Annotated in this window: 11 protein-coding genes; 2 read left to right on the plus strand and 9 right to left on the minus strand. The window is 53.3% G+C overall.

The genetic code is table 11. The annotated features are described in order from the left end of the window. Window positions 1–241 precede the first annotated feature (241 nt). Both AB3U87_RS21160 and AB3U87_RS21165 read left to right on the plus strand, forming a co-directional pair. On the plus strand, window positions 242–376 hold the full coding sequence (locus AB3U87_RS21160; RefSeq protein ID WP_253456282.1) for a DUF1127 domain-containing protein: 135 nt from the start codon (window positions 242–244) through the stop codon (window positions 374–376). A 473-nt stretch (window positions 377–849) separates the two neighbouring features. After that, a complete protein-coding gene (locus AB3U87_RS21165) occupies window positions 850–1,020 on the plus strand; it encodes a hypothetical protein (protein ID WP_394150407.1) in 171 nt (56 codons plus the stop codon). 180 nt (window positions 1,021–1,200) lie between these two features. On the opposite strand, the gene rpoC is transcribed toward AB3U87_RS21165, so the two are convergent. From rpoC to AB3U87_RS21210, 9 genes are all read right to left on the minus strand, one after another. Beyond that, complete coding sequence (rpoC, locus tag AB3U87_RS21170; RefSeq protein ID WP_125290948.1) at window positions 1,201–5,421, minus strand: DNA-directed RNA polymerase subunit beta'; 4,221 nt, start codon at window positions 5,419–5,421, stop codon at window positions 1,201–1,203. A 77-nt stretch (window positions 5,422–5,498) separates the two neighbouring features. Beyond that, window positions 5,499–9,527 (minus strand): DNA-directed RNA polymerase subunit beta, encoded by a 4,029-nt coding sequence (gene rpoB, locus AB3U87_RS21175; RefSeq protein WP_253456284.1) that lies wholly within the window; start codon window positions 9,525–9,527, stop codon window positions 5,499–5,501. 320 nt (window positions 9,528–9,847) lie between these two features. Next, window positions 9,848–10,213 (minus strand): 50S ribosomal protein L7/L12, encoded by a 366-nt coding sequence (gene rplL, locus AB3U87_RS21180; protein ID WP_253456287.1) that lies wholly within the window; start codon window positions 10,211–10,213, stop codon window positions 9,848–9,850. A gap of 59 nt (window positions 10,214–10,272) precedes the next feature. After that, entirely contained in the window at window positions 10,273–10,770 is a 498-nt protein-coding gene (rplJ, locus tag AB3U87_RS21185) for a 50S ribosomal protein L10 (RefSeq protein ID WP_125290945.1), read from the minus strand. 415 nt (window positions 10,771–11,185) lie between these two features. After that, entirely contained in the window at window positions 11,186–11,890 is a 705-nt protein-coding gene (gene rplA, locus AB3U87_RS21190; RefSeq protein WP_125290944.1) for a 50S ribosomal protein L1, read from the minus strand. A 3-nt stretch (window positions 11,891–11,893) separates the two neighbouring features. After that, the gene (gene rplK, locus AB3U87_RS21195) at window positions 11,894–12,322 is read right to left on the minus strand and encodes a 50S ribosomal protein L11 (RefSeq protein ID WP_125290943.1); all 429 of its coding nucleotides are present in this window, start codon (window positions 12,320–12,322) and stop codon (window positions 11,894–11,896) included. A gap of 163 nt (window positions 12,323–12,485) precedes the next feature. Then, a complete protein-coding gene (gene nusG, locus AB3U87_RS21200) occupies window positions 12,486–13,031 on the minus strand; it encodes a transcription termination/antitermination protein NusG (RefSeq protein WP_024966040.1) in 546 nt (181 codons plus the stop codon). Window position 13,032: 1 nt separating this feature from the next. Next, on the minus strand, window positions 13,033–13,416 hold the full coding sequence (gene secE, locus AB3U87_RS21205; protein WP_253456291.1) for a preprotein translocase subunit SecE: 384 nt from the start codon (window positions 13,414–13,416) through the stop codon (window positions 13,033–13,035). A 229-nt stretch (window positions 13,417–13,645) separates the two neighbouring features. Beyond that, window positions 13,646–13,774 (minus strand): EF-Tu C-terminal domain-related protein (locus AB3U87_RS21210; protein ID WP_477181480.1); only part of this gene is annotated, 129 nt, incomplete at its 5' end.

A 13,774-nucleotide genomic window follows, 5' to 3' on the forward strand; every position in this document is an offset into this window, starting at 1 on the left:
CTTCCATAAATCCACTCTTGTTATGACTGGCCCTGTTAAAGCTGCCAGAATCGCTGCCGACGCTGGAGAAAAAGCGTCCGGGCTCGTCAGTTTTCCCTCGCGGGCCCGCCTCTTGCTACTTCACCAACAAATCAGGTAGCGCCGCTTCGATAGCCGCCCTGCGGACGGGTAAAGCAGATGCCACAGGAAAATATTGTAAGACGGCGGCGAGCAGCCTTTTAAAGCATCGCCCTTTGTACTGATGTTCAGCCTGGCGCGGCGGCTCTGGCTGGCCTGGCGACAGGAGGTATACAGCCGTAAAATATTAGCGCGATTAAGCGATGCGCAGCTGAAAGATATCGGGTTAACCGGCGATGACATTAAGCGATACAGGTAAAACGGGTCAGCCGAACCACGGATGCAGGGTATTCAGTAATAAAAAACCCCGCCAGCGCGGGGTTCTTTATTTCAGAAGAGGATTGCCGTCCTGCTCTGAAAGGTACTGATGGTATGCGAATACAAGTCAACCACCCGGTCAATATATCGTCATAAAGTATAAAAAACCAGCGTATTTTTATCCAATTTTTAGTACTTGATGATTCTGCATGCTTCGTCACTTATCGCATGTAATAACCTGGAACAACTTCTTTCTTACTGCGTGATAACTCGCATCTCTTCAATAATAAAATGTTGTTCATTGTCGTAGCTGTTATCGTTGCGTCGGGGCCGTTTCACCTGTTGCCGAAGGGCACCGGACTCAGGGAACGGGTTCTGTGATACCGCGAAAAACAAGTCAATCACACTGCTTGTTTCGTTTGCAGCGTTCCGGTGGGCAGTAGACGATAGCGGTTCCTGAGAAGGGAATCTTCCATGAAAAAACGCCACGGACTTTTTTTAGTCACGTTATTCATGGCGCTGATGTTAAGCGGAAAAGGAGCCTGGCAAATTCACCTGTCGAATATCCATATCCTGTTTAACGTAAATCAGAGCAGTCAGGCCGCAAGCCGCTCTCCGGGGCGGATTTTTTACGATCACACGTAACGATTTCGGGGGCGGCTTTTTTACGGCCATACGTCATGGCGCTGACTGACGAACAATAGGTAACGCTCTCCGGGGCGGCTTTTTTACGGCCACATCCCGACGCTGACTGACCCATCCTCAAATTTCAGGCATAAAAAAACCCCACCGAAGTGGGGTTTTTACGGTCAGCAGGAAAGACGATTAATCGTCGTTGCCGCCCAGACCCGCGTTCAGCAGTTCTGCCAGGCTGGCAGACGCTTCGTCGGCCGTGACCTGAGGAACTACAGGCGCTTCGCCTGCCGCTTTACGGCGCATACGATCCTGGTGATAAGCGTAACCGGTACCGGCTGGGATCAGACGACCCACGATTACGTTCTCTTTCAGGCCGCGCAGTTCGTCGCGTTTGCCCGCAACGGCTGCTTCGGTCAGTACGCGCGTCGTTTCCTGGAAGGAAGCGGCGGAGATGAAGGACTCGGTCGCCAGTGACGCTTTGGTGATACCCAGCAGATCGCGCATATAGGTCGCTGCGATTTTGCCGTTGGCTTCCAGCTCACGGTTAGAAATCTTAACGCGTGAAACTTCAACCTGCTCGCCGTCCAGGAAGTCGGAGCTGCCCGCGCTTGCAATGGTTGCTTTACGCAGCATCTGACGAACGATGACTTCGATGTGCTTATCGTTAATCTTAACGCCCTGCAGGCGGTAAACTTCCTGCACTTCGTTAGTGATGTAACGGGTCACCGCATGCACGCCACGCAGACGCAGAATGTCATGTGGAGACTCTGGGCCATCGGAAACCACGTCACCGCGCTCTACGCGTTCACCTTCGAACACGTTCAGCTGACGCCATTTCGGGATCATCTCTTCGTACGGATCGCTACCGTCAACCGGCGTAATCACCAGACGACGCTTGCCTTTGGTCTCTTTACCGAAGGAGATAATACCGCTGATCTCCGCCAGGATTGCTGGCTCTTTCGGACGACGCGCTTCGAACAGGTCAGCAACGCGTGGCAGACCACCGGTGATGTCCTTGGTACCGCCGGATTCCTGCGGAACACGAGCCAGGGTATCACCCGAGCTGATTTTCACGCCGTCTTCCAGCTGCACAATCGCTTTACCCGGCAGGAAGTACTGAGCAGGCATATCGGAGCCTGGGATCATCACATCATTGCCGTTGGCATCAACGATTTTCAGCGCAGGACGCAGATCTTTACCGCCGGACGTACGCTCTGCGCTGTCCAGGATCACCAGAGAAGACAGACCGGTCAGGTCATCCGTCTGGCGGGTAATGGTCTGGCCGTCGATCATGTCGGTAAAGCGGACGAAACCGCTCACTTCGGTGATAACCGGCATGGTGTGCGGATCCCAGTTTGCTACGGTCTCGCCCGCTGCAACCTGCTCGCCGTCGCCTTTCGCCATGGTAGAACCGTAAGGAACCTTATAGCTCTCTTTGGTACGACCGAATTCATCGATCATTTTCAGCTCGGTGTTACGCGAGGTGATAACCAGTTTGCCAGCGGAGTTGGTAACCGACTTGGCGTTAGAGAGTTTAATGGTACCTTTGTTCTTCACCTGAATGCTGGATTCAGCAGCCGCACGCGATGCCGCACCACCGATGTGGAACGTACGCATGGTCAGCTGAGTACCCGGCTCACCGATGGACTGTGCTGCGATAACGCCGATGGCCTCACCTTTGTTGATGATGTGACCACGCGCCAGATCGCGTCCATAACAGTGGGCGCACACGCCGAAGTCAGTTTCACAACTTACTACGGAGCGGACTTTCAGGCTGTCGACAGAATGCTCTTCCAACAGGTCACACTGCTGTTCGTGCAGCAGGGTGTTGCGTGGCAGCAGGATGTCGGCCGTACCCGGCTTCAGCACGTCTTCTGCGGTAACACGACCCAGTACGCGTTCGCGCAGCGGTTCTTTCACGTCGCCACCTTCGATAACCGGAGTCATCATGATGCCTTCGTGCGTGCCACAGTCGTCCTCGGTCACCACCAGATCCTGCGCTACGTCTACCAGACGACGAGTCAGGTAACCGGAGTTCGCGGTTTTCAGTGCGGTATCCGCAAGACCTTTACGAGCACCGTGGGTCGAGATGAAGTACTGGAGTACGTTCAGACCTTCACGGAAGTTCGCGGTAATTGGCGTCTCGATGATGGAGCCATCTGGCTTAGCCATCAGGCCACGCATACCGGCCAGCTGACGGATCTGCGCAGCAGAACCACGAGCACCGGAGTCGGCCATCATAAAGATGCTGTTGAAGGAAACCTGGCGCTCTTCCTCACCGTCACGGTTAATGACGACTTCGGTAGAGAGGTTTTCCATCATCGCTTTCGCAACGCGTTCGTTGGCCGCAGCCCAGATATCGATCACTTTGTTGTAGCGTTCGCCCGCGGTAACCAGACCAGACTGGAACTGCTCCTGGATCTCGGCCACTTCGGTTTCCGCTTCGCTGATGATCTCAACTTTTTTCTCTGGGATCACCATGTCGTCGATACCTACAGACGCACCAGAGCGTGCCGCGTAGGCAAAACCGGTGTACATGGTCTGGTCAGCAAAGATAACCGTTGGCTTCAGGCCCAGGATGCGGTAACAGGTGTTCAGCATCTTGGAGATCGCTTTCTTACCCAGCGCCTGGTTGACGATGGAGTAAGGCAGGCCTTTCGGCACGATCATCCACAGGATGGCACGACCAACCGTGGTATCGATCAGGCTGGTTTTTGAGGTCCATTCGCCCTGCTCGTTTTTCTCGTGCTCGGTGATACGCACCTTAACGCGAGCGTGCAGAGACGCCAGGCCAGCGCGGTAAATACGCTCGGCTTCTTTTGGACCGGTCAGCACCATGCCTTCGCCTTTGGCGTTAACACAGTCGCGGGTCATGTAGTACAGACCCAGTACAACGTCCTGAGAAGGAACGATGATTGGTTCGCCGTTCGCAGGTGACAGGATGTTGTTGGTAGACATCATCAGCGCACGCGCTTCCAGCTGGGCTTCCAGCGTCAGCGGCACGTGAACAGCCATCTGGTCACCATCGAAGTCGGCGTTATAAGCCGCACAGACCAGCGGGTGCAGCTGGATAGCTTTACCTTCGATCAGCACTGGCTCAAATGCCTGGATGCCCAGACGGTGCAGCGTTGGCGCACGGTTCAGCAGGACCGGGTGTTCGCGGATCACTTCATCCAGGATATCCCAGACGACAGCTTCTTCACGCTCAACCATTTTCTTGGCGGCTTTGATGGTGGTAGCAAGACCACGCAGCTCCAGCTTGCCGTAGATAAACGGTTTGAACAGCTCCAGCGCCATTTTCTTCGGCAGACCACACTGGTGCAGACGCAGGTATGGCCCTACGGTGATAACGGAACGACCAGAGTAGTCGACGCGTTTACCCAGCAGGTTCTGACGGAAACGACCCTGTTTACCTTTGATCATATCGGCCAAAGATTTCAGAGGACGCTTGTTGGAGCCGGTGATGGCACGACCGCGACGGCCGTTATCCAGCAGCGCATCGACCGCTTCCTGCAACATACGTTTTTCGTTACGTACGATGATGTCAGGTGCGGCCAGATCCAGCAGGCGCTTCAGACGGTTGTTACGGTTGATAACGCGACGATACAGATCGTTCAGATCTGAAGTAGCGAAACGACCGCCGTCCAGCGGCACCAGCGGACGCAGATCCGGCGGCAGTACAGGCAGCACGGTCAGGATCATCCACTCTGGCTTGTTGCCAGACTGCACGAACGCTTCCAGCAGCTTGATACGCTTGGTCAGCTTTTTACGCTTGGTTTCGGAATTGGTTTCGTTCAGCTCTTCACGCAGCTGCTCGCATTCCTGCTCCAGATCCATGTTTTTCAACAGGGCCTGAACCGCTTCCGCACCCATTTTCGCGTCGAATTCGTCACCAAACTCTTCCAGCGCGTCCAGATACTGCTCTTCGGTCAGGATCTGACGGCGCTCAAGGTTGGTCATGCCGCCTTCAACCACCACATAAGATTCGAAGTACAGCACGCGTTCGATGTCACGCAGCGGCATATCCAGCAGCAAACCGATGCGCGAAGGCAGCGATTTCAGGAACCAGATGTGCGCAGTCGGCGAAGCCAGCTCGATGTGGCCCATACGCTCACGGCGAACTTTGGTCTGTGTAACTTCAACGCCACACTTCTCACAGATCACGCCGCGATGTTTTAAACGCTTGTACTTACCGCACAGGCATTCGTAATCTTTTACCGGCCCGAAAATACGCGCACAGAAAAGCCCGTCACGTTCTGGTTTGAACGTACGGTAGTTAATGGTTTCTGGCTTTTTAACTTCACCAAAAGACCAGGAACGGATCATGTCTGGCGAAGCCAGCGCAATTTTGATCGCATCAAACTCTTCGGTCTTAGTTTGCGCTTTCAGAAACTTAAGTAAGTCTTTCACGGATTAGCTCCCGTCGGAGTGAGACTTCTCAGGACGCCCGGGGCCGGGCGTCCTGTAACCAGTACAAATTCGAGTGCTTACTCGTCTTCCAGCTCGATGTTAATACCCAGCGAGCGGATCTCTTTCAACAGTACGTTGAAGGATTCCGGCATGCCCGGTTCCATCTGATGGTTGCCGTCAACGATGTTTTTATACATCTTGGTACGGCCGTTGACGTCATCAGACTTCACGGTCAGCATTTCCTGCAGGGTATAGGCGGCGCCGTATGCTTCCAGCGCCCACACTTCCATCTCACCGAAGCGCTGTCCACCGAACTGCGCCTTACCACCCAGCGGCTGCTGAGTAACGAGGCTGTAAGAACCGGTAGAACGCGCGTGCATCTTGTCATCCACTAAGTGGTTGAGTTTCAGCATGTACATGTAGCCAACGGTAACCTGACGCTCAAACTGCTCGCCGGTACGGCCATCAAACAGGGTAATCTGACCGGAAGAAGGCAGGCCGCCGAGCTGCAGCAGCTCTTTGATCTCGCTCTCTTTCGCGCCGTCAAACACTGGCGTGGCGATTGGCATACCTTTTTTCAGGTTCTCTGCCAGACGCAGTACTTCGTCATCGCTGAAGGTATTCAGGTCTACTTTCTGACGCACGTCGGTGCCCAGATCGTAAGCGCGCTGAATAAACTCACGCAGTTTGGAGACTTCTTCCTGCTTTTTCAGCATGGCGTTGATTTTCTCGCCGATGCCTTTAGCAGCCATACCCAGGTGGGTTTCAAGAATCTGACCAATGTTCATACGTGACGGTACGCCCAGCGGGTTCAGTACGATATCGACCGGCGTGCCGTTCTCATCGTATGGCATATCTTCGATCGGGTTGATCTTGGAGATAACACCTTTGTTCCCGTGACGACCTGCCATTTTGTCACCAGGCTGGATCTGACGTTTAACGGCCAGATACACTTTAACGATTTTCAGCACGCCAGGTGCCAGGTCATCGCCCTGAGTGATTTTGCGGCGTTTCGCTTCGAGTTTCTTCTCAAACTCGTGCTTCAGCTCGTCGTACTGCTCCGCCAGCTGCTCCAGCTGACTCTGTTTTTCTTCGTCGGTCAGGCCGAGTTCCAGCCAGCGCTCGCGCGGCAGCTTGTCCAGTTTTTCCGCTTCCACGCCGCCGGAAACCAGCAGGTAGTTGATACGGCTGAACAGGCCGGCTTCGAGGATCTGCAGTTCTTCAGACAGGTCTTTCTTCGCCTGCTTCAGCTGCATCTCTTCGATTTCCAGCGCGCGCTTGTCTTTTTCCACGCCATCGCGGGTAAAGACCTGCACGTCGATAACGGTACCGGACACGCCGTTTGGTACGCGCAGAGAAGAGTCTTTAACGTCAGACGCTTTCTCACCGAAGATGGCACGCAGCAGTTTCTCTTCTGGCGTCAGCTGGGTTTCGCCTTTAGGCGTCACCTTACCAACCAGAATGTCGCCGCCGGTCACTTCCGCACCGATATAAACGATACCGGATTCATCCAGTTTGGAGAGCGCAGCTTCACCCACGTTAGGGATATCAGCAGTGATCTCTTCCGGCCCCAGCTTGGTGTCGCGAGACACACAGGCGAGTTCCTGAATATGGATAGTGGTGAAGCGATCTTCCTGTACCACACGCTCGGAGACCAGAATGGAGTCTTCGAAGTTGTAGCCGTTCCAAGGCATGAACGCGACGCGCATGTTCTGACCCAGCGCCAGCTCGCCCAGATCCGTTGAAGGACCATCGGCCAGCACGTCACCGCGCTCGATTGGCTCGCCCAGGTTGACACACGGCATCTGGTTGATGCAGGTGTTCTGGTTAGAACGGGTGTACTTGGTCAGGTTGTAAATGTCGATACCGGCTTCGCCCGGGTACATCTCGTCTTCGTTAACTTTAATAACGATACGGGACGCATCCACGTACTGAACGGTACCACCACGTTTCGCTACGGCTGTTACACCGGAGTCAACCGCTACCGCGCGTTCCATACCGGTACCAACCAGCGGCTTGTCAGCGCGCAGAGTCGGAACCGCCTGACGTTGCATGTTTGCACCCATCAATGCGCGGTTGGCGTCATCGTGCTCCAGGAACGGGATCAGGGACGCACCGACGGAAACCACCTGCTGGGTGGAAACGTCCATGTAGTCAACCTGGTCGCGGCTGAACAGGCTCGATTCGCCTTTGCTACGGCAGGTCACCAGGTCGTCTACGAAGTGACCTTCGTCGTCGAGGTTGGTGTTTGCCTGAGCGATAACGTAGTTACCCTCTTCAATTGCAGAGAGGTAATGAATTTCATCGGTCACCACGCCTTCGCGAACGCGACGGTATGGGGTTTCCAGGAAACCGTACTCGTTGGTCTGCGCATAAACAGACAGGGAGTTGATCAGACCGATGTTTGGACCTTCAGGCGTTTCGATTGGGCACACGCGACCGTAGTGAGTCGGGTGAACGTCTCGAACTTCAAAGCCTGCACGCTCACGCGTCAGACCGCCCGGGCCAAGTGCAGAGATACGACGCTTGTGCGTAATCTCAGACAGCGGGTTGTTCTGGTCCATAAACTGTGACAGCTGGCTGGAACCAAAGAACTCTTTCACTGCCGCAGAAATCGGCTTGGCGTTGATCATATCCTGAGGCATCAGGGTATCGAGATCGCCCAGGGAAAGACGTTCTTTCACCGCACGCTCAACACGAACCAGACCAACACGGAACTGGTTTTCAGCCATTTCGCCGACGGAACGGATACGACGGTTGCCGAGGTGGTCGATATCATCCACTTCGCCAATACCGTTACGGATACCAATGAGCTTCTTCATCACTTCAATGATGTCGTCTTTGCTCAGGATACCGGAACCTTCGATCTCGTCACGCAGCAGAGAACGGTTGAACTTCATACGGCCAACCGCTGACAGATCGTAGCGGTCTTCCGAGAAAAACAGGTTCTCGAACAGGTTTTCAGCCGCTTCACGCGTTGGCGGTTCGCCAGGACGCATCATGCGGTAGATCTCAACCAGCGCGCTCAGGCGATCGGTGGTTGGGTCGACGCGTACGGTCTCAGAGATGTACGGGCCGTGATCCAGATCGTTGGTAAACAGCGTTTCAATGCGCTTGTGGCCGGACTGGCTCAGCTTGGCCAGCAGATCCAGCGACAGCTCCATGTTCGCGGCAACGATCAGTTCGCCGGTGCTTTCGTCGATGTAATCTTTAGCGACGACTTTACCCGCGATATATTCAACCGGAACTTCGATGTGCTCAACGCCATCTTTTTCCAGCTGACGAATGTGGCGTGCTGTAATGCGACGGCCTTTCTCAACGTAAATAGTACCGTTGGCTTCGATATCGAAGGAGGCAGTCTCACCGCGCAGGCGCTCAGGCACCAGTTCCATCTGCAGCTTGTTGTTGCGGATCTCATACACCACTTTATCGAAGAACAGGTCAAGGATCTGCTCAGTGGTGTAGTTCAGCGCGCGCAGAATGATGGTCGCTGGCAGCTTACGGCGACGGTCAATACGAACGAACAGGTTGTCTTTCGGGTCAAACTCGAAGTCTAACCAGGAACCACGGTAAGGGATGATGCGTGCGTTATACAGCACTTTGCCCGACGAGTGGGTTTTACCCTTATCGCTGTCAAAGAAGACACCAGGACTACGATGCAGCTGAGAAACGATAACGCGTTCTGTACCGTTGATCACAAAGGTACCGTTATCGGTCATGAGCGGAATTTCGCCCATGTACACTTCCTGCTCTTTGATGTCTTTAACGGTGCCTTCCGGCGCTTCACGCTCGTAGATCACCAGGCGCAGTTTTACGCGCAAAGGGGCAGAATACGTGACGCCACGGATCTGACACTCTTTAACATCAAAGACGGGTTCGCCTAAACGGTAGCTGACGTACTGCAGCTCAGAGTTACCGCTATAGCTTTGGATAGGGAATACGGAACGGAATGCCGCTTCCAGACCATATTGACCTTCCGGATCTTGCTCGATGAACTTCTGGAACGAGTCAAGCTGGATAGAAAGGAGATAAGGAATGTCCAGAACCTGCGGACGTTTTCCAAAATCCTTACGAATGCGTTTTTTCTCGGTATAGGAGTAAACCATAGGGTTCCTCAGCTCGCTGAAAAGTAGAACCTCTCTGTCCGTCCAGGGGGGACAGTTCATGCAACACTATTTTGTTGGGCCGGAATGAACATCTTCCGTAATACCTCTTTCTATCACTCTTAAATCATTTCGTTGCCGTGCAAGGCAGGGAACCCTGCGGGGAAGCAATATATTAAGGCGTCGATAGAAAAAGACATTAAGCAAATCAGTGACTAAACGGTGTGAAACGCCACTGACGCTCTACAGCGCAAAAAGGCTGGTGACCAAAAAGTCACCAGCCGTCAGCCTGATTAACTCAGGCTGCAACCTGAAAGGTTGGCTTATTTAACTTCAACTTCTGCGCCAGCTTCTTCCAGAGATTTCTTCAGAGCTTCTGCGTCGTCTTTGCTGATGCCTTCTTTCAGGGCAGCAGGTGCAGACTCAACCAGGTCTTTAGCTTCTTTCAGGCCCAGACCAGTTGCGCCACGTACGGCTTTGATTACGGCAACTTTGTTAGCGCCGATAGCTTTCAGTACAACGTCGAACTCAGTTTTTTCTTCAGCAGCTTCAGCCGGGCCTGCAGCAACAGCTACAGCAGCAGCAGCAGAAACGCCGAATTTTTCTTCCATAGCGGAAACCAGCTCAACAACGTCCATTACAGACATAGCCGCTACTGCTTCCAGAATTTGATCTTTAGTGATAGACATGACAATTGTTCCTGTGAATCAGAAATAGTTTATACGTTAAAGTGCAACGGGCAAAAAGCTTAAGCAGCTTCTTTCGCGTCGCGTACGGCAGCCAGGGTGCGGACCAGTTTGCCTGCAGCGGCTTCTTTCATGGTCGACATCAGACGTGCCAGCGCTTCTTCGTAAGTTGGCAGAGTTGCCAGACGGTCGATATTCGCCGCCGTGATCAGCTCACCTTCAAAGGCCGCAGCTTTGACCTCAAATTTTGCATTCGCTTTCGCGAACTCTTTGAACAGACGAGCAGCAGCGCCCGGGTGTTCCATAGAGTATGCAATCAGGGTCGGACCAACAAACGTGTCTTTCAGGATCTCAAACTGAGTTCCTTCAACGACGCGGCGCAGCAGGGTGTTGCGAACAACACGCATGTAAACGCCAGCTTCACGACCTGCTTTACGCAGTTCAGTCATTTTGTCTACGGTCACGCCGCGGGAATCCGCAACTACCGCAGACAGCGCGCCTTTGGCTACTTCGGTGACTTCAGCAACAATCGCTTGTTTGTCTTGAAGATTTAATGCCATTAGCTTTTGCTCCTGGATTTTTGACCGGGGAAGGATTCCCCCGGAACTCACATCACCTGCGACCGAAGTCAGCAGGCGCTCAAACACGGTGAGCAGAATCCAGCAAAGACTATAAAAATATTCTTCAGGTTCTGTCACCGTCTACGCAGGAAATTAAGTTCCTTTCGAAACACCTGCGGTCTTGGACGGAGGCCTGGATAAGGCCAGGCTCCAACCGAAAATTCTGTCTATTCTGCGTCATTCGGATACTGCATTGGCCGCTCTCGTTCACACCAGTTACATAGCGGGCTATGCTCCCGGCGATTCACTGCTTTGCCGCCTTGTCTCGGTCCGATTGACTTAAATAGAGGTTCTGTATATTTACAGAACAACGGGCCAAAGATTCTAGTCGAAAATTTCGCCCGCGTAAAGCAGATTAGTTAGCTACAGCGTTCAGGCCAGCCTGATCAACTGCCACACCCGCACCCATAGTGGTGGAGATGCTAACTTTCTTGATGAAAACGCCTTTCGCCTGAGAAGGTTTCGCTTTTTTCAGCGCAACCAGCAGGGCTTCCAGGTTTTCTTTCAGCTTATCGGACTCGAAATCAACCTTACCGATAGTGGTATGGATGATGCCGTTTTTGTCGTTACGATAGCGAACCTGGCCCGCTTTAGCGTTTTTAACCGCTTCAGCAACGTTTGGCGTTACGGTGCCAACTTTCGGGTTTGGCATCAGACCGCGTGGGCCCAGAACCTGGCCCAGCTGGCCAACAACGCGCATCGCATCCGGAGAGGCGATAACCACGTCAAAGTTCATTTCGCCTTTTTTGATCTGGTCAGCCAGATCTTCCATACCTACCAGCTCTGCGCCAGCTGCTTTAGCAGCTTCAGCGTTTGCGCCCTGGGTAAATACGGCAACGCGTACTGAACGACCGGTACCGTGTGGCAGTACGGTTGCACCGCGCACGTTCTGGTCAGATTTACGAGCATCAATGCCCAGGTTTACTGCTACGTCAACGCTTTCTACGAACTTGGCCGTTGCCAGTTCCTTCAGCAGAGCGACAGCTTCGTTGATGTCATACTGTTTAGTTGCATCAACTTTGTCACGGATCACGCGCATGCGCTTGGTCAGCTTAGCCATTTCTTAGTCCTCTACCACCAGGCCCATGGAACGAGCAGTACCTTCGATTGAGCGAGTCATCGCTTCAACGTCAGCACCAGTCATGTCCGCAGCTTTGGTTTCTGCGATTTCACGTACCTGAGCGCGTGATACTTTACCTACTTTGTCTTTGTTCGGCTTGCCGGAACCAGACTTGATACCCGCCGCTTTCTTCAGCAGTACAGCTGCCGGAGGCGTTTTGGTAACGAAGGTGAAAGAACGGTCAGAATAAACGGTAATAACAACCGGGATCGGCAGACCTTTCTCAACGGATTCTGTTTTGGCGTTAAACGCTTTACAGAATTCCATGATGTTAACGCCCTGCTGACCCAGTGCCGGACCTACTGGCGGACTTGGGTTTGCCATACCGGCTGCAACCTGCAGCTTGACGTAGGCTTGTACTTTCTTAGCCATGATAATTCCTCTATTGGGTTCAATCGCTCGGCAAAGAGCTCCCCGTAATTAATATTCACGCGCTGTAGCAGCGCATAAAAACAAAAGGCGCGAAATTGTAGGGCAATTTCGCGCCTTCCGCAACCGTTATTCTGGTTATCGGCTTACATTTTATGCAGGCCGATCAGCCTTTCTCAACCTGTCCAAAGTCCAGCTCAACCGGCGTAGCGCGGCCAAAGATGGAAACAGAAACTTTCAGGCGGCTTTTTTCATAATCCACTTCTTCCACCACACCGTTGAAGTCGGCAAACGGACCGTCGTTAACGCGGACCATTTCACCTGGTTCAAACAGGGTTTTCGGACGTGGCTTATCGCCAGCAGACTGCAGGCGGTTCATGATCGCGTCGACTTCTTTATCGCTAATAGGTGCCGGACGATCGGATGTACCACCAATGAAACCCATGACGCGCGGCACGCTGCGCACTAAGTGCCAGCTTGCATCGTTCATGACCATTTGTACCAGAACATAGCCCGGGAAGAACTTGCGTTCGCTTTTGCGACGCTGACCGCCACGGATTTCAACCACTTCTTCGGTTGGCACCATGACGTCGCCAAAAAGCTCTTCCATGTTATGTAATTTGATATGCTCGCGCAGCGACTGGGCTACACGGCCTTCAAAGCCGGAAAACGCCTGAACGACGTACCAGCGCTTTTTTGGAGCTTCAGACATCTCAGAACCTCAGGCCAGTGATAAACGATACCAGACGGACCAGAATACCATCCAGTCCCCACAAAATCAGTGACATCACGGCAGTAACCGCGGCAACGATTAACGTGGTATGCAACGTTTCCTGACGAGTCGGCCAAATAACCTTGCGAACTTCTGTGCGCGCTTCGCGGGCAAAAGCCAGGGTTGCTTTGCCCTTCGTCGTCAGCAGCGCAATGCCACCTGCTGCTGCGATCAGGATTACAACGGCCAGCGCGCGCAGCGGGAGGGTGACTTCACGATAGTAGTAGTTGCCAACCACGGCCACGAGCAGCAGCAGCGCCACCACTAACCACTTTACCGTTTCCAGTCCACGCCCGCTCCCTTGAGCTTCGGTATTAGCACTCATAAACCAACCTGCCACAATAGATCAGAAACTATTTTGCCCCGTAATACGCGGCAACCGAACCGAATAATGCGCTCAGGCGAAACTCGGCATATAACGCCGTGCTACAGAGCCTGCCTCAGCAATGATTATGGTTGAAAATCACTGATGAGCCAGGTTCTATGTTACAGCGTGCAAAAAGGGCATCAAATGATGCCCTCTTCTTGTGCGTTGCGTCAAATATTATCAGCGATTAAGCGATAACTTTAGCAACAACACCCGCGCCAACGGTACGACCACCTTCGCGGATTGCGAAACGCAGACCGTCGTCCATTGCGATTGGGTGGATCAGGGTAACAACCATTTTGATGTTGTCGCCTGG

The organism is Erwinia plantamica (genome assembly GCF_043420595.1).
Taxonomy (GTDB): Bacteria; Pseudomonadota; Gammaproteobacteria; order Enterobacterales; family Enterobacteriaceae; genus Erwinia; species Erwinia aeris.

What these genes read in the sequence shown, in the direction of transcription:
- secE (WP_253456291.1), bottom strand. Translation starts at nt 13,416, where the DNA reads ATGAGTGCTAATACCGAAGCTCAAGGGAGCGGGCGTGGACTGGAAACG.
- rplL (WP_253456287.1), bottom strand. Translation starts at nt 10,213, where the DNA reads ATGTCTATCACTAAAGATCAAATTCTGGAAGCAGTAGCGGCTATGTCT.
- nusG (WP_024966040.1), bottom strand. Translation starts at nt 13,031, where the DNA reads ATGTCTGAAGCTCCAAAAAAGCGCTGGTACGTCGTTCAGGCGTTTTCC.
- rplK (WP_125290943.1), bottom strand. Translation starts at nt 12,322, where the DNA reads ATGGCTAAGAAAGTACAAGCCTACGTCAAGCTGCAGGTTGCAGCCGGT.
- rplA (WP_125290944.1), bottom strand. Translation starts at nt 11,890, where the DNA reads ATGGCTAAGCTGACCAAGCGCATGCGCGTGATCCGTGACAAAGTTGAT.
- AB3U87_RS21160 (WP_253456282.1), top strand. Translation starts at nt 242, where the DNA reads ATGTTCAGCCTGGCGCGGCGGCTCTGGCTGGCCTGGCGACAGGAGGTA.
- rplJ (WP_125290945.1), bottom strand. Translation starts at nt 10,770, where the DNA reads ATGGCATTAAATCTTCAAGACAAACAAGCGATTGTTGCTGAAGTCACC.
- AB3U87_RS21165 (WP_394150407.1), top strand. Translation starts at nt 850, where the DNA reads ATGAAAAAACGCCACGGACTTTTTTTAGTCACGTTATTCATGGCGCTG.
- rpoB (WP_253456284.1), bottom strand. Translation starts at nt 9,527, where the DNA reads ATGGTTTACTCCTATACCGAGAAAAAACGCATTCGTAAGGATTTTGGA.